This window comes from Halorubrum salinum (assembly GCF_024494575.1).
GTDB lineage: Archaea > Halobacteriota > Halobacteria > Halobacteriales > Haloferacaceae > Halorubrum > Halorubrum salinum.
The window spans coordinates 126,751-141,506 of record NZ_JANHDO010000002.1 but is presented as its reverse complement, the minus strand read 5'-3'; the positions used below and the strand labels follow the sequence as shown (position 1 = coordinate 141,506).

Annotated in this window: 15 protein-coding genes; 11 read left to right on the top strand and 4 right to left on the bottom strand. The window is 70.9% G+C overall.

Annotated elements, in window-relative coordinates; genetic code table 11:
* Together NO930_RS06435 and azf are read left to right on the top strand one after the other, a co-directional pair.
* A complete protein-coding gene (locus tag NO930_RS06435; RefSeq protein ID WP_049984498.1) occupies window positions 1-351 on the top strand; it encodes a cell division protein SepF in 351 nt (116 codons plus the stop codon).
* A gap of 76 nt (window positions 352-427) precedes the next feature.
* Window positions 428-1,294 carry an NAD-dependent glucose-6-phosphate dehydrogenase Azf gene (gene azf / locus NO930_RS06430; RefSeq protein WP_256403153.1) on the top strand — a complete coding sequence of 289 codons (867 nt, stop codon included), beginning with the start codon at window positions 428-430 and terminating at the stop codon, window positions 1,292-1,294.
* 57 nt (window positions 1,295-1,351) lie between these two features.
* Here azf and NO930_RS06425 read toward each other — a convergent pair whose 3' ends face one another.
* Window positions 1,352-2,014 carry a DUF309 domain-containing protein gene (locus NO930_RS06425; protein ID WP_137784463.1) on the bottom strand — a complete coding sequence of 221 codons (663 nt, stop codon included), beginning with the start codon at window positions 2,012-2,014 and terminating at the stop codon, window positions 1,352-1,354.
* A gap of 284 nt (window positions 2,015-2,298) precedes the next feature.
* Here NO930_RS06425 and NO930_RS06420 point away from each other — a divergent pair, with 284 nt between their 5' ends.
* Genes NO930_RS06420 through NO930_RS06390 form a run of 7 tightly spaced genes read left to right on the top strand, consistent with a single transcriptional unit; the run spans window position 2,299 to window position 7,836 of the window.
* A complete protein-coding gene (locus NO930_RS06420; protein WP_137784464.1) occupies window positions 2,299-2,682 on the top strand; it encodes an urease subunit beta in 384 nt (127 codons plus the stop codon).
* Window positions 2,679-4,391, top strand: coding sequence for an urease subunit alpha (gene ureC / locus NO930_RS06415; protein WP_256402888.1), 1,713 nt, complete (start codon window positions 2,679-2,681; stop codon window positions 4,389-4,391). The genes NO930_RS06420 and ureC overlap by 4 nt, the downstream gene beginning before the upstream one ends.
* Entirely contained in the window at window positions 4,388-4,741 is a 354-nt protein-coding gene (locus tag NO930_RS06410) for an urease subunit gamma (protein ID WP_137783611.1), read from the top strand. The genes ureC and NO930_RS06410 overlap by 4 nt, the downstream gene beginning before the upstream one ends.
* Window positions 4,738-5,361, top strand: coding sequence for an urease accessory protein UreG (ureG, locus tag NO930_RS06405; RefSeq protein WP_137783610.1), 624 nt, complete (start codon window positions 4,738-4,740; stop codon window positions 5,359-5,361). Before NO930_RS06410 ends, ureG begins: the two co-directional genes overlap by 4 nt.
* Entirely contained in the window at window positions 5,358-6,422 is a 1,065-nt protein-coding gene (locus tag NO930_RS06400; RefSeq protein WP_256402887.1) for an urease accessory protein UreD, read from the top strand. Before ureG ends, NO930_RS06400 begins: the two co-directional genes overlap by 4 nt.
* Window positions 6,419-7,057: an urease accessory protein UreE gene (gene ureE, locus NO930_RS06395; protein ID WP_256402886.1), complete on the top strand. Its 639-nt coding sequence runs from the start codon at window positions 6,419-6,421 to the stop codon at window positions 7,055-7,057. Before NO930_RS06400 ends, ureE begins: the two co-directional genes overlap by 4 nt.
* The gene (locus NO930_RS06390) at window positions 7,054-7,836 is read left to right on the top strand and encodes an urease accessory protein UreF (protein ID WP_256402885.1); all 783 of its coding nucleotides are present in this window, start codon (window positions 7,054-7,056) and stop codon (window positions 7,834-7,836) included. The genes ureE and NO930_RS06390 overlap by 4 nt, the downstream gene beginning before the upstream one ends.
* Before the next feature lie 11 nt (window positions 7,837-7,847).
* Here NO930_RS06390 and NO930_RS06385 read toward each other — a convergent pair whose 3' ends face one another.
* Genes NO930_RS06385 through NO930_RS06375 form a run of 3 tightly spaced genes read right to left on the bottom strand, consistent with a single transcriptional unit; the run spans window position 7,848 to window position 12,375 of the window.
* Window positions 7,848-9,905, bottom strand: a complete 2,058-nt coding sequence (locus NO930_RS06385) for a type II secretion system F family protein (protein WP_256402884.1) — start codon at window positions 9,903-9,905, stop codon at window positions 7,848-7,850.
* Window positions 9,902-12,247: a type II/IV secretion system ATPase subunit gene (locus tag NO930_RS06380; RefSeq protein WP_256402883.1), complete on the bottom strand. Its 2,346-nt coding sequence runs from the start codon at window positions 12,245-12,247 to the stop codon at window positions 9,902-9,904. Before NO930_RS06380 ends, NO930_RS06385 begins: the two co-directional genes overlap by 4 nt.
* Window positions 12,244-12,375: a hypothetical protein gene (locus tag NO930_RS06375; protein ID WP_256402882.1), complete on the bottom strand. Its 132-nt coding sequence runs from the start codon at window positions 12,373-12,375 to the stop codon at window positions 12,244-12,246. The genes NO930_RS06380 and NO930_RS06375 overlap by 4 nt, the downstream gene beginning before the upstream one ends.
* 161 nt (window positions 12,376-12,536) lie before the next feature.
* On the opposite strand from NO930_RS06375, the gene NO930_RS06370 reads away from it, so the two are divergent.
* Together NO930_RS06370 and NO930_RS06365 are read left to right on the top strand one after the other, a co-directional pair.
* Window positions 12,537-13,541, top strand: coding sequence for an alcohol dehydrogenase (locus NO930_RS06370; protein ID WP_137784101.1), 1,005 nt, complete (start codon window positions 12,537-12,539; stop codon window positions 13,539-13,541).
* A gap of 207 nt (window positions 13,542-13,748) precedes the next feature.
* Window positions 13,749-14,660 (top strand): HpcH/HpaI aldolase/citrate lyase family protein, encoded by a 912-nt coding sequence (locus NO930_RS06365; RefSeq protein WP_137784100.1) that lies wholly within the window; start codon window positions 13,749-13,751, stop codon window positions 14,658-14,660.
* The last annotated feature ends 96 nt before the right edge of the window (window positions 14,661-14,756 follow it).

Here is a 14,756-nt window from a genome sequence, read left to right as displayed (position 1 = left end):
ATGGGTATTATGAGCAAGATCCTCGGCGGCGGCGGGAACCGCTCCGTCGACGACTACGTCGAACTCGACCTCGACGACTTCGCCGAGGCGCACGCGGAAACGGGCATGCAGGTACACATCGCCGAGATCGGCGACCAGAGCGACATCATCCCGATCAAAGACGCCGTCTACGACGGCGACTTCGTCATCGCCGACATCACCCGCCACTCCACGTCGGACCGGACCATCGAACACATCATCGACGAGCTTCGGCAGGTCGCCCAGGAGGTCGACGGCGACATCGTCCAGAAGGGCGACGACCAGATCGTCGTCACCCCGACCGGCGTCAACATCTCCCGCGAGAAGCTCTAACGGCCGTCTGCGCGCGGCGGTCCGATCACGGTCGAACCGTGCATTATATGCCCGTCTCGCGCCCATGGACGAGCGAATGGACGAGCCGGTCCTGCTGACCGGTGCCGGGGGACGGGTGGGACAAGCCATCCTCGACGGCATCGGCGGCGAGTACGACTGGCGGCTCCTCGACCGGGAGCCGCTCCCGCGAGCGAAGGTGCCGGACGGCGTCACCGACGCCGACCTGTACGTCGCGGACATCACCGACGAACGCGCGGTCGCGGAGGCGATGGCGGACGTCGACGCCGTGGTCCACCTCGCCGGCGACCCGCGGAAGACCGCCCCGTGGGACTCGGTGCTCCGGAACAACATCGACGGGACGCAGGTCGTGATGCGCGCCGCCGCCGACGCCGGCGTCGACCGGTTCGTGTTCGCCTCCTCGAACCACGCGGTCGGCGGCTACGAGACCGACGACCGGACGCCCGACCTGTACCGCACGGACGACGACTACCGGCTCGACGGCACCGAACTGCCGCGTCCGGGGAACCTCTACGGCGTCTCGAAGGCGACCGGCGAGGCGCTCGGGCGGCTCTACCACGACGAACACGGGATGAGCGTCGTCTGCGTCCGAATCGGTAACCTCACCAAGGACCACCCGCCGCGCGAGTACGAGCGCGGGCAGGCGATGTGGCTCTCACACCGCGACTGCGCGCACCTGTTCGACCGCTGCCTGCAGGCTGAGTACGGCTACGAGATCGTCTACGGGATCTCGAACAACGACCGCCGGTACTACTCCATCGAGCGCGCCCGCGAGGCGCTCGGCTACGACCCCGCCGACAACTCCGCGGACTACACCTTCGAGGGCGAGCCGAAGGAGGGCGACGGCCGGAACGGACCGATCGACGACAGCGCCGCGGAGCCGAACTTTCCCTCCGACCCCGACACGCCGACCGACGGGGCCTGATCGAGCGACCGCTGCGGCCTATCAAGCGACCGCCGCGGCCGCGGGCGTTCGCCGGACTCAGAACAGTCCCTCGACGTCTCGCCGCTTTCGCCGCTCGCGCTCGACGTGATCCGCGAGCCGCGCGGCCACCTGCGGGCGCGACGACGGATCGCGACAGAACGCGAAGAGCAGCTCCGCGAAGGTCGTCCGCCCCGTCCCGCGCTCCGCGCGTGCGAGGCTCGCGGCCTCCTCGACGGTCGCCTCGGTGCCGGGCGCGACCGCCTCGGCGAGCGCGGGGGCGGCGAGCAGCGTCGCCGAGAGGTCGAGGTCGTCGAACCCGAGGGGCGCGCCGTCGACCCGAATCTCCGGGGGGCTCGCGCGCTCGATCACCTCCGGGTCGGCGGCGAGCCGCCGACACCAGTCGCGGACGGTGCGCGCGTCCACGCCCCGGGCCGCGTCGGCCTCGTCTCCGAGCGCGCCGAGGTACCGGACCGCGTTCTCCGCGCAGCCGACAGCGCCGGACCAGTTCCGCTCTGTCGCGTGGTGTGTCGCCGCGGCGGCCGCGATCAGCCCGTGAAACAGCCGCTCGTCCGGGCCGGAGTCGAGCGGGAGCCACGCCGCCTCCCAGGGGTCGTGGGCCGCGAGCGCGTGGCCCGCGTTGAACAGCGCGGCCCCCGCGGCGAGCGCGGCGTCGCGGTCTGCGTTGACGTCGCGGTCGACGTCGGTTCGACGGTCACTCACGGCGAGTCGTCTGCACCGCCGACGGATAAGCGCTGAGTCGGCGGCGAACTCGCCGCATCGAGAGCCCCGAACGAACGCCGAGTTTTCGGAGCGATAGCTACCCGAACCGACGGCCTGACAGAAAATATTGCCACTAGAGTGGCGAATACGCAATTATACCGGGGTAGAATAGCAGAGAACTACGCTAAGAGGAAGTATTTTACACGTATTGTCCGAACAACTGCCCAGAACGATGGACGAACATGGTTTCGAGATCGCGCGGGACCGACGGGGTGATCGGGCGGATGAGTGACCTCGTTCCGGGGGAACTGCTGCCGGCGGACGAGCCGGTCGAGATCAACGCCGGCCGGGAGACGGCGTCGGTCACCGTCGAGAACACCGGTGACCGTCCCGCGCAGGTGGGCTCGCACTTCCACTTTTTCGAGTGCAACAGGGCGCTCGAGTTCGACCGCGAGGCCGCCTACGGCATGCGACTCGACATCCCGGCCGGAACGGCGGTCCGGTTCGAGCCGGGGTGTGAGGAGGACGTCGACCTCGTCGCGTACGGCGGGAACCGCGTCCTCAGGGGGATGGGCGGGCTCGTCGAGGGCGACCTCGACGACGAGGACGTTCGGGAGGCGGCCTTCGAGCGGGCCCGCGAGGCGGGGTACATGGAGGCCGACGAATGAGCCGCGAGCTCTCGCGGAAGGCGTACACCGATCTCTTCGGGGCCACGGAGGGCGACCGGCTGCGCCTCGGCGACACGAACCTCCTCGCGGAGATCGAGACCGACCACGGCACCTACGGCGACGAGGCGGTGTTCGGCGGCGGCAAGACGATGCGCGACGGGATGGGGATGCAGTCCGGCACGACGCAGGCCGACGGGGCCCTCGACTGGGTCTACACCAACGTCGTCGTCATCGATCCCGTCCTCGGCGTGCAGAAGGGCGACATCGGCGTCCGCAACGGGGAGGTCGTCGGCGTCGGCAAGGCCGGCAACCCGGACACGATGGACGGCGTCGACGACGACCTGGTCATCGGGGCGAGCACCGACACCGTCCCGGCCGACGGGCTCATCGCGACGCCGGGCGCGTTCGACATCCACGTTCACTTCAACAGCAAGGAGCTGTTCGAACACGCCCTCGCGAGCGGGATCACGACGATGTTCGGCGGCGGCTACGGCGGGGGCGCGACCACCTGCACCCCCGGCCCCGAGAACGTCGAGCGCTTCCTGCAGGCGGCAGAGGAGTGGCCGATGAACGTCGGCTTCTACGCGAAGGGGAACAGCAGCCGACCGGAGCCGATCCGCGAGCAGGTCGAAGCCGGCGCGTGCGGCCTCAAACTGCACGAGGACTGGGGCTCCACGCCCGCGGTCATCGACTGCGCGCTCGACGTGGCCGACGAGGAGGACGTACAGGTGTGTATCCACACCGACACGCTCAACGAGTCGGGGTTCGTCGAGGACACCTTCGACGCCATCGACGGGCGGACGATCCACACCTTCCACATCGAGGGCGCGGGCGGCGGCCACGCGCCCGACGTGCTGGAGCTGATCGGTCACGAGCACATGCTGCCGTCCTCGACGAACCCGTCGATGCCGTACACCGTCAACACGTTCGACGAGCACCTCGACATGGTGATGGTCTGTCACCACCTGAACCCGGACGTGCCGGAGGACGTGGCCTTCGCCGAGTCGCGCATCCGCTCCGAGACCATCGCCGCCGAGGACGTGCTCCACGACACCGGCGCGATCAGCATGATGACCTCCGACTCGCAGGCGATGGGACGAATGGCCGAGGTGATCTGCCGGACGTGGCAGACCGCCCACAAGATGAAGGCCCAGCGCGGGCCGCTCCCGGCCGACGAGGGCACTGGCGCGGACAACGCCCGGATCGAGCGCTACGTCGCGAAGTACACGCTCAACCCCGCGAGGGTGGCCGGCATCGACGAGCACATCGGCTCGCTGGAGCCGGGGAAGATGGCCGATATCGTGCTCTGGGACCCGGAGTTCTTCGGCATCAAACCGAAGTACGTCATCAAGGGCGGCTTCCCCGTCCACAGCGAGATGGGCGAGGCCAACGGCTCGCTGATGACCTGCGAGCCGGTGATGCAGCGCTCGCGGGCCGGCGCGGTCGGCAAGGCGAAGAACGCCCTGAGCACGACGTTCGTCAGCGAGGCCGCCTACGAGAACGACGTCGGCGATCGCCTCGACCTCGACTCGCGGGTGCGTCCGGTTCGCGGGACTCGCGAGGTCGGCAAATCGGACATGCTACACAACGACTACACGCCAGAGGACATCGAGATCGACGCGCAGACGTTCGAGGTCGAAGTCGACGGGGAACACGTGACGTGTGAGCCCGCCGACGAGGTGCCGCTCGCACAGAGGTACACCCTATGAAGCTCTCACCCAAGGACAACGAACGACTCACGATATTCATGGCCGCGGAGCTGGCCAGACGACGGAAGGAGCGCGGGATCGAACTCAACCACCCGGAGACGGTCGCGTACATCTCCGACTGGGTCTGCGAGCGTGCTCGCGAGGGCGAGAGCGTCGCGGAGATACGCGCTGAGGCGACGAGTCTCCTGTCCCGCGAGGACGTGATGGAGGGAGTCCCCGAGATGGTCGACATGGTGCAGGTCGAACCGACGTTCCCGGACGGCACGAAGCTCGTGACCGTCCACGACCCGATCCGGAGCGACAGCCGCGAGCAGCTGAACGAGGGCGACGCCGGGGGGGACGGCGCGTGACGGGCCACAGAGACGTGGCCACGGTCGGGCTCGGCGGCCCCGTCGGATCCGGCAAGACCGCGCTGGTCCAGCACCTCGTCCCGCGGCTCGACGACGCCGGCTACGACGTGGGCGTCATCGCGAACGACATCATGACACAGGAGGACGCAGACCGGCTCCGCGAGTCGTTTTCCGACCGACTCCCGCCGGACCTCGTTGCCGGCGTCGAGACGGGGGCCTGCCCGCACACCGGGATCCGGGAGGACCCCTCGATGAACCTCGCGAAGATCGACGAGTTCACCGAGCGGCACCCGGAGCTCGACGTGGTGTTGATCGAGTCGGGCGGCGACAACCTCGCCGCGACGTTCAACCCGGAGCTCGCCGACTACTTCATGTTCGTCATCTCGGTCGCCGAGGGCGACGACATCCCGCGCAAGCGCGGCCCGGGCGTCACGCAGGCGGACCTGCTCGTCGTCAACAAGACGGACCTTGCGCCGCACGTCGACGCCGACCTCGACGTGATCCGCGAGGACGCCGCGACGGTGCGGGGCGAGGACCCGACGGCGTTCACCGACTGCAAGGCCGACGAGGGCATCGACGCGGTAGCCGACGCCATCGAACGGAGCGTCCTGTTCGCGTGAAAACCGACACCGACACCCCGGACGAGAGGGCCGCCGACGGCGACGACGCGGACGGGAGCGCCGCCACCGACTCCGCCGACGGCGCAGTCGCCGTCCCCCCGGCGTTCCGCGAGTACGGCGAAGAGGAACTGCAGCAGTCCCCGGCGTTCGGACACGGGAAAGACGGGGTCGCGGACCTCGTGGTCGCCCGCGAGAGCGACAACCCGACCCGGCTGGTTTCGGACTTCGTGACGGTGCCGTACCACCTGACGGGCACGCTCGACAGCGATCCCGCGCCGGGGCTGACGACGATCTGTCTGCAGGACCCGACCGCCGTCGTCACGCAGGGCGACCGGCGACGGCTCTCGGTCGAGGCCCGCGCCGGCTCGCGCGCCCACGTGACCACCCAGAGCGCGACGAAGGTCCAGTCGATGAACGGGAGCTACGCCCACCTCGACGCGACCCTTACCGCCGAGTCGGGCGCGTACCTCGAGTACCTCCCCGGCCCGACCATCCTCAACGAGGACGCGCGCTGTCTCCAGACGACCGCGGTGTCCGCGGCCGCGGACTCGACGGTCGTCGTCGGCGACGTGTTCGTCCCGGACGGGCTCTCGGATCACGAACCGTTCGGTTTCGACCACTACCACAGCCGGTTCGAGGCGCGCGTCGGCGGCGACCTCGTCTGCGCGGACGCCGTCGACCTCCGGCCCGGCGAGCGCGACCCGCGCGACCCGGCGACCGTCGGCGAGCACGGCGTCGTCGGGACGCTCTACGTCGTCGCCCCCGCGGAGCCGGACGTCGGCGCGCTCGCCGACCGGATTCACGACCGGATCGCGGACGGGGTCGGGGACGACTCCGGAGAGGACGACGCCACAGGCGAGAACCCCGCGGCCGGCGAGCCGACGGGAGACGACCCGACCGTCGTCGCCGGCGCGTCGGTGCTGCGGGACGACACCGGCGTCGCGGTCCGGGTCCTCGGCGACCGGAGCACGGACGTGGTGGACGCCGTCGAAGCGGCGTGGGACGAGACGCGCGAGGCGCTGCTCGGCGTCGGCGCGCCGCTCGGGGGGCGCGGCCGATGAGACGCGTCGACGGGGTCGTCGGCAACGTCGACGACGACCCGGAACTGGCCGAGGCTGTCGCGGCCCACGAGCGGGGGGGGACGCTCGAACGGGTCGTCCTCGACGACGTCGAGCGGCGGCGCTCGCGGCTGCGCGTGACGACCGAGGCGGGCACCGAACTCGGCGTGCTCGTCGACCGGCCGGAACTGACCGCGGGCGACGTGCTCCTCGTCGAGGACGACCGCGCTGTCGTCGTCGCCTTCGAGCCGCGCGAGGCGTTCGTCGTCGAGTTCCCGGCCGCCGAGGCCGCGGTGTCGACGGCGGTCGAGTTCGGTCACCGGGTCGGGAACCAGCACTGGGACGTCGCGGTCGATGGCGACACGGTCTACGTCCCGGTCGAGGCCGACCGAGCGATCATCGAGGACGTGCTCGGGCCGTACCTGCCCTCCGGGGCGACGGCGCGGTACGAGACCGTCGAGGCGGAGCGGTTCATCGAGGACGCCGACGGCTCGGGTGCGGGTGGCGACTCGGGAGGGGATCACGACCACAGCCACGGCGGCGATCACGACAACGGTCACGGTGAGCACAGCCACGGCCACGGTGACGACCGCGATCACAGCCACGACCGCCAGTCGGCTTCGGGGGGTGACGAATGAACGACCGCGCGCTGTTGACGGCGATGCGCCTGTCCGACTCCATGCTTCCCGTCGGAACCTACACCGCCTCCTACGGGATCGAGCAGTATCTCAACGAAGACGAGATCGAGACGGCAGCGGGGCTTGGCGACCTGATCGAGGGGTACCTCCGCGGCGTGATCGGGCCCGCCGAGACCGTCGCGCTCGGGCACGCCCACCGGTCGGCCGCGGCCGGCGACCTCGACGGGGTGTTCGCGGCCGACGAGCGGCTCGGCGCGGCGACGCTGCCAGCGGAGTTCCGCGACAGTTCGCGCAAGGCCGGCTCGAAGCTCCTCGAACTGCTCGCCGATACCGACGACGGGGCGGCCGCCTCGCGCTCGTCCGATCCGGCCGACGCGGCGGACCGCACGTCGTCCGCCGGCGACGCCGCCGGGCTCGGCGACGTCGCGGTCGAGGGCGTGCTCGCCGAGTACGCGGCCGCCTGCGAGGCGGGACGCACCGACGGCCACTACCCGGTCGCGCTCGGCGTCGTCTGTCAGCGCGCCGGCCTCGACGCTCGCGAGGCGGCGCTGGTGAACGCGTACGCCTCCGTGACTGGGCTGCTCGCGGCGGCCCAGCGGCTCGGGCGGTTCGGCCACACCGCGATACAGTCCCAGCTCTCGGGGCTGTTCCCCGCGATGGAGACCGTCTGTGACCGCTATCACGACGCCGACCTCACCGCGATGTGCTCGTTCGCGCCGCTCGCGGACGCGATGGGCATGCGCCACGAGCGCGCCGACCGCCGGCTGTTCATGAGCTGACGGCGGGCAGTTCACAACAGCCCGCCGAGCGTGAACGCCGCATAACAGAGGGCGACGAGGACCCCCGAGTGTAAGAGCGCCGCGTAGCGTCCGCGCGAGGCGGTGCCGGCGAACCAGCCCGACGCGAGCACCGTCGCCTGCGTGACGACGTACAGCCGGAAGCGTTCGAGGTCGGGGTGGACCGTCTCGGGTTCGGTCACGAAGTCGGTGGCGGCGGCCACCTCCGCGAGCCGCGCCGCGTCGATCACCTGCGTGTTGACGACGGCGACGACGGCCGCGACCAGCGCGGCCGCCGCCCAGCCGACCGCGACGTACGGGTGCATCGACGAACGGAGCGCGCGCTGTTCGCTGTACAGCTGTCCGACCTCGATCCGGAGCGTCTCGAAGACGGCGTCCGCGTCGCTGCCGGCGTTCAACGCGCCCGTGACGAGCCCGAGCGTCCCCTCGGCGAGCGGCGTCCCGACGCGGTCGACGAACCGGCCGACCGCGGCCGCGCGAACGTCCGTCGTCTCTCCGGCGTCTGTCTTCCCCGCGTTCGCCGACCCCGTCTCCCCCTCCCCCGTCGCTCCCGTCGCTCCCGCTCTCGACGGGGCCATCTCCCCCGGCGAACACCCGACCGCACCCGTCGCGGTCGTCGATCGGAGGGCGAACGCGAGGGCGGCGACGTCGCCGTCTAACACCCCGAGGTCGGCGTCGCGGGCGACGGCCTCGACCGCGTCCGGGAACGGCCGACCGTGCGCCACGTGCCCCGAGACGGCGTGGACGAAGTCGGCGAGTTCGCGGTCCTTCGCGTCGTCGATCCGGGTGCGCCGTCCCGCGACGACGCCGACGGGGGCGGCGAACGCCGCGTACGCGAGAAGCGCCACGTTGACCAGGGTGTATCCCGAGACCGCGAGCCACGCCGCGAGGGCGAGAGCGACCGGCGCGGCCACGACTGCGGTGCTCGCCGGGTTGCGCCCGGCGGAGACGAGGATCGCCCGCGGCGAGCCGGGCCGATCGTAGCTCGCGCGCTGGTTCGGCGGACGGAGCGTCCCGACGGCGACCGCGCCCGCGAGCCCGAGCGCGACGAGGAAGGCGACCGCCCCGTAAAGCACGACCGCGCGCGTCGGAACCACGCCGACGGGAGTATCCACCGGCGGGAGGAACTCCGGGATCACCACGGTGAGCGCCGTCGCCGCGATCACGAGCAGCGCCGGGAGGACGAGCACCGCGACGAACAGCTCCGTGAGCAGTTCCAAGAATCGTCTGGCCCGCTTTCGAGCGCGGTCCTGCCGGTGCGCCAGCATTCGGCTCTCCGTCCGGAGGTACGACGCGAGCGCCGCGTCGCCCGTGGCGGCGTGCTTGCGGAACTTGAGGAGAAACGGCGCGAGCAGCTCTCGCGAGGGCGTGTCGCGGGCGACTCGGCGGAGCCCCTCGTCGAGGCTCCCGGCGAGCCGAGCGGCGTTGAGCGCCTTCCGCAGCGAGGTCGCGGTCCCGCCGTAGGCGTCGCTCGCGGCGGCCTTGGCGACCATCGCCCGCGGCCCGTCGCTCCCGGAGGCGAGCAGTTCGAGGTATCGGACGGCACCGGGGAGCGTCCGTTCGATGTCGGTCCGTCGGGTCGCCGTCAGCCACCGGAGGTGGACACCCCCGAACCGCACCGTCGCGCGCTTCGCGAGGAGGCCGGCGGCCGCGGCGATCCCGAGTGCGACCCATCGGCGCGAGCGCGCCGCTACCGGGATCGGCGCGTCGCCTCCGAACAGCGCGTCGACCGCGGCGAGAAGCGACGGCGTCACGCCCGACGCGACGACGAGCGCCGGCACGGTGACGACGGCACAAACGAGCCACGAGAGCCCGTACACCCGCGACAGGTACGTCTCGAACCCCGTCCCGAGCGCGGTCCCGCGGTAGCGCTTTCGGTCCGCGTCGTGGCGGCGGTCGTCCGCGTGACGTGCGAACAGCGCGTACAGCACGCGGTCTGCGACCGACGCGCGCCGGCTCCGCGGGAGGTCGTCGTCCGCGGCGGCGAGCGTGCCCCCCGCATCCGGCGGGTCGGCGGGGTCGCCAACTCCGGATCGCGGACCCGCGCTCACGGCGATCCCCGTCCCGGCCGATCGCGCATCGTGCGCGCGGCTCGCTCGACGGTCGCGGCCTCGTCGGTTCGGAGGTCGGCGAGGAACTCGAACAGGTCGTCCGCGTCGTCGACGCCCTCGCGGACGAGGTACTCGACGTAGCGGCGCTTGGCGGCGAACTCGGCCGCCACGTCGTCGGCGTCGCGGTCGGTTCGGGCGGCCAGGCGGGCGAACGTGTGGAGCGCTCGCTCCGTCCGCGCCGGCGATGGCCCCGGACCGACGCCGCCGGAAGCGGACGGGTCAGCCCTCGGCGCGCCCGGAAACCGGAACTCGCCGTCGGGGGTGCGCCACGCGACCGTGTTGTAGTACACCGTCGTCTCGCCCTTGTCGACGACGCCGGCCCCGCCGTGCGTCGGATTCCCAGTCGGGCTGTGTGTCGCGTCCCGATCGAGCGCCTCGTACTCGTCGGCCGAGAGCAGTTCGACCACCCGCGAGACGTACCGCTCGCCGCCGACCTGTCGCGGGAAGACGACCACGTCGATCTCGCGCAACAGCGAGGGGCGGAGCCCGCGCTCTATCACGCGGTTGACGAGCGACTCCACGTCCTCGGCGTGCGTCGTCCCGATCACGCCGTGGCCCGTGTTCAGCGTCTCGGCGAACGTCTCGAAGCTCGCCGGCGTGTTGATCTCGGCTATCACCTCGATGTCGGGATTGAGGTAGTTCGCCTCGGTCATCAGGTCCGACATGCTCACCGACTTGTAGGCGTCCTCGTGGTCGCGCGTCGTGAGCGACACCCCGGTCTCGTGCGGGAGCCGAACCTCTCGTGACCCCTCGTCGATCGAGACGGGGCGGTCGTCGAACGGGATGAAGGGCGTGTGGGCGTTGAGAAGCGTCGTCTTTCCCACGCCGGTCGGCCCCGCGAAGAGGACGACGCCGCGGTGTTCATACAGCAGCCACAACAGCGTGACGAGGTCGACGGACAGCGTCCCGCGGTCGATCAGGTCTACCGGCGTCAGCGCGTCCGGCGACTGCTTGCGGATGGAGACGTGCGGGCCGCCCTCGGAGATGACCGGCAGCGCCACCGCACACCGGATCGTCTCCTCGACGCCGTCGACGTCGAGGTTCACCTTCGCGGACGGCGTCGAGGCGTTGAGTTCGGTCCCGTCGCGGGCCGCGAGCCCGGTGACGACGTTGACGAACGCGGTCTCGTCGGCGAACGCGAGGTTCGTCGGGACCCGCCGCCCGGCGGTGCTGACGGACTCGGTCGGGGTACTCTCGTCGCCGCGCCGGAGGACCGACGAGCGCGGGACGACCTTCACGCGCTCGCCGACCCGGTTCGCCTCCACGTCTTCGAGGTTCGGGTCGCGGACCGGGACGGTCAAGATACCCTCGCCGACGAAGTCGCGGAGCACGTAGTACGCGAGGTCGTCGAGGCGGTCTCGGGCGTACCGCGAGTCGACCGGGGGCACCGCGAGGCCGCGTGACGCGAGCGCCGAACGCACCCGGTGAGCCGCCGCGTCGAGCCACGCGCGGGTGTCGCGGGCGGTGAGCCGCTGCGTGAGGAACCGACGGGCGTGGGCGTCGACGAACGACTCGCGATCGTCGACGACGCCGTTCACCGACGTCTCCCAGATCCGCGCTTTACACTCCTCGATGAGCGCCGCGTCTCCCGGGAGCAGGTCGGGTTCGAGCGCGGCGTACTTCGTCTCGAAGGCGTCGGAGCCGAGGAGTCGCTCGCGGTAGATCACCACGTCGACGGAGAGGCCGGCGAACTCGACGGCGTACTGCGCGAGCCGCTCGGCCGCGACCCGTTCGACGTACGGGGCGTCCGCGTCGATCCCCGTTTCGAGGGGCGCGAACGTCTCGGTGTGGACGACCAGCTCGCGCTCGTCGCCGACGTCGGCGATCTCGATGCGGTCGTCGAGCGCGACGGGAGTCAACTCGCCGAGCAGCCGGAGGTCGCGGAGGGCGTGGTAGTCGATTCGGCGGCGCGCTGCGGCGCTCGCGTCGAGCAGCCGGTCGAGCGCGCGCTCGTACTTGGGCTCGAAGCCGGCCGCGGCGCGTTCCACCACGCCGACCCGCGTGAGCGGTCGGCGGTGGCGGACCGCGGAGAAGTGGCCGCGGACGCGGTCGAGCGCGCGCTCGTCGGCCGGCGAGAGCAACGGCTCGCGCACGTCGTATCCGAACCGCCCGCCGTCGCGCTCGCGCACCGTCGCCACCACGCCGGGAGCGGGCTCGTACTGCGCGCGGACGTCGGGCGCGTACCACGCCTCCGGGTCGTCCGGAGGGACGGGCGCGGGCACCGCGCCGGGCGGGTCGTCGTCCGCCTCGTCGCCGATCCGAAGCGTCGGCCCCTCGCTCACGTCCCGGCCCCTCGGCGCTCTCCTCTCCTCGTTTCGGTCCCTCGTGTCTCGGTCTCGTGGCTCGCTCGCGTCTCGGTCCACGCCGCCGACCGGTCCCCCGCGACGTCGCCGTCCCCGCTCGTCGTCATCGTCGGTCGCGGGTGGCCGCCGCCCCGAGTTAAGCGTTTGTATTATATTTGATATGTCGTTTCAGCCGCGGGAAACGTCCGGCGCGCGTCGGCCGGTCAGATCCCCGCCGCCGTCAGGTTTTCCCGCGCGTCGCCCGGATGAACGGCCGATGACGGACACCATGCGAGCCGCGGTCGTACCGGAGGCGGGCGGCGAGTTCGAGATGGTCGAGCGGGAGGTTCCAGATCCCGGCCCGAACGAGGTCCGTGTCGCGGTCGAGGCCTGCGGGATCTGTCACAGCGACGCCTTCGTCAAGGAGGGGACGTTCCCCGGGGTGAGCTACCCGCGGGTCCCGGGCCACGAGATCGCGGGACGGATCGACGCCGTCGGCGACGACGTGAGCGCGTGGGAGGCGGGCGATCGGGTCGGCGCGGGCTGGCACGGCGGCCACTGTTTCACCTGCGACCCGTGCCGGCGCGGGCAGTTCCTGCAGTGCGAGAACGCCGAGGTCACCGGCCTCACGTTCGACGGCGGCTACGCCGAGTACGCGACGGTTCCCGCCGAGGCGCTGGCGGCGATCCCCGACGACCTCGACGCCGTCGACGCCGCGCCGCTCCTGTGTGCCGGGGTCACCACGTACAACGCCCTGCGGAACAGCGACGCGCAGCCCGGCGACCTCGTCGCCGTCGTCGGCGTCGGCGGGCTCGGACACCTCGGTGTGCAGTACGCGCACGCGGCCGGGTACGAGACCGTCGCGATCTCGCGGAGCCCCGACAAGGAGCCGCTCGCCCGCGAGTTGGGCGCGGACCACTTCGTGAACGCCGCGGACACCGATCCGGCGGCGCGGCTACAGGAACTCGGTGGCGCGAGCGTCGTCCTCTCGACCGCGCCGGCGAGCGACGCGATCGAGTCGGTCGTCGGCGGGCTCGGGATCGGCGGTTCCGTGGTCGCCGTCGGGGTCCCGGGCGAGCCGGTGTCGGTGAACGTCCAGGAGCTGGTCGGGTCGCTCGGCGCGGTCGAGGGGTGGGGGTCGGGCCACGCGCGCGACTCCCAGGACACCCTGGAGTTCAGCGCGCTCCGCGAGATTACGCCCGAGGTCGAGACGTACGGACTGGAGGAGGTCGACGCGGCGTACGACCGCATGATCGACAACGAAGCGCGGTTCCGGGTCGTCCTCGAACCCTGACCGCTCGCCGGGAGTCGCCGCCGCTCCGCTGCTCCGTCGCTCCTCCGCAGTTCCGACGCTCCACCGCTGTTCCGCCGCCGCCCCCGCCATCGACAGCACCGCGAGTGTAATGTGAACGCGCCGCACGGGATATACTCGTTTTCGTCTCAGAGAAAACCAAGTGAGGTAGATTTATTTTCGTGCGTGTTCGTCCTCCATCCGTCACACATGACGGACGTTACTCTTCGTCGGACGCAGCTGGCAACGCCCGCGAGCGACGAGAAAATGATGCATTCGGCGGCCGACAGCGACGCTGACGAGGTCTTCCTCGACCTGGAAGACTCCGTCGCGCCGAACGCGAAGCCGGACGCCCGCGCACCGCTCATCGAGGCCGCCCGCGAGGAGGACTGGAGCGACAAGGTCCTCAGCTTCCGGATGAACGGCATCGACACGCAGTGGTGGTACGACGACCTGATCACCGTCGTCGGCGAGGCCGGCGAGTTCATCGACGACATCATCGTGCCGAAGGTGAAGTCCGCGAGCGACATTCACACCGTCGAGAACCTCCTCGAACAGATCGAAGTGAACAACGACCTCGAGGTCGGCGGCATCGGTCTCGAACCCCAGATCGAGGACGGCGAGGGGATCCACAACGTCCACGACATCGCGCACGCCTCCGACCGCCTCTCCTCTATCATCTTCGGTCCCGGCGACTACTCCGCCGCGATGGGGACGCCCGGACTCGACATCGGCCAGTTCCCCGAGTACCCCGGACACTACTGGCACCACGCGCTCTCCGAGTGTAACTCCGCGGCCAAGTCCGCCGGTCTGCCGTGTCTCGACGGCCCGTACGCCGACATCGAGGACCCCGAAGGGTTCCGCGAGTCCGCCAACAACGCCAACATGATCGGCTGTGACGGCAAGTGGGCTATCCACCCGTCGCAGATCGAGATCGGCAACGAAGTGTTCGCGCCGGACCCGGAGGTCGCCGAGCGCGCGAAGCGGATCGTAGACGCCTACGCCGAGGCGATGGAGAAGGGCCAGGGCGCAGTGAGCGTCGACGGCCAGATGGTCGACGAGGCGACGAACAAGATGGCACAGGACATCGTCGAGACCGCGGAAGCCGCCGGCATCCTGTAATCGGGCCACCGCGCGCTCGATACCGGCCGATTCCTGGTTTTTTCGACGATCGCGACGAGAAGTCACGGGTGTATCGACGGCAGCTTGCTGAGATTT

Excerpts from the sequence above, each read along its gene's own strand:
- NO930_RS06435 (WP_049984498.1), top strand. The coding sequence starts at position 1 with ATGGGTATTATGAGCAAGATCCTCGGCGGCGGCGGGAACCGCTCCGTC.
- azf (WP_256403153.1), top strand. The coding sequence starts at position 428 with ATGGACGAGCCGGTCCTGCTGACCGGTGCCGGGGGACGGGTGGGACAA.
- NO930_RS06420 (WP_137784464.1), top strand. The coding sequence starts at position 2,299 with ATGAGTGACCTCGTTCCGGGGGAACTGCTGCCGGCGGACGAGCCGGTC.
- ureC (WP_256402888.1), top strand. The coding sequence starts at position 2,679 with ATGAGCCGCGAGCTCTCGCGGAAGGCGTACACCGATCTCTTCGGGGCC.
- NO930_RS06410 (WP_137783611.1), top strand. The coding sequence starts at position 4,388 with ATGAAGCTCTCACCCAAGGACAACGAACGACTCACGATATTCATGGCC.
- ureE (WP_256402886.1), top strand. The coding sequence starts at position 6,419 with ATGAGACGCGTCGACGGGGTCGTCGGCAACGTCGACGACGACCCGGAA.
- NO930_RS06390 (WP_256402885.1), top strand. The coding sequence starts at position 7,054 with ATGAACGACCGCGCGCTGTTGACGGCGATGCGCCTGTCCGACTCCATG.
- NO930_RS06375 (WP_256402882.1), bottom strand. The coding sequence starts at position 12,375 with ATGACGACGAGCGGGGACGGCGACGTCGCGGGGGACCGGTCGGCGGCG.
- NO930_RS06370 (WP_137784101.1), top strand. The coding sequence starts at position 12,537 with ATGCGAGCCGCGGTCGTACCGGAGGCGGGCGGCGAGTTCGAGATGGTC.
- NO930_RS06365 (WP_137784100.1), top strand. The coding sequence starts at position 13,749 with ATGACGGACGTTACTCTTCGTCGGACGCAGCTGGCAACGCCCGCGAGC.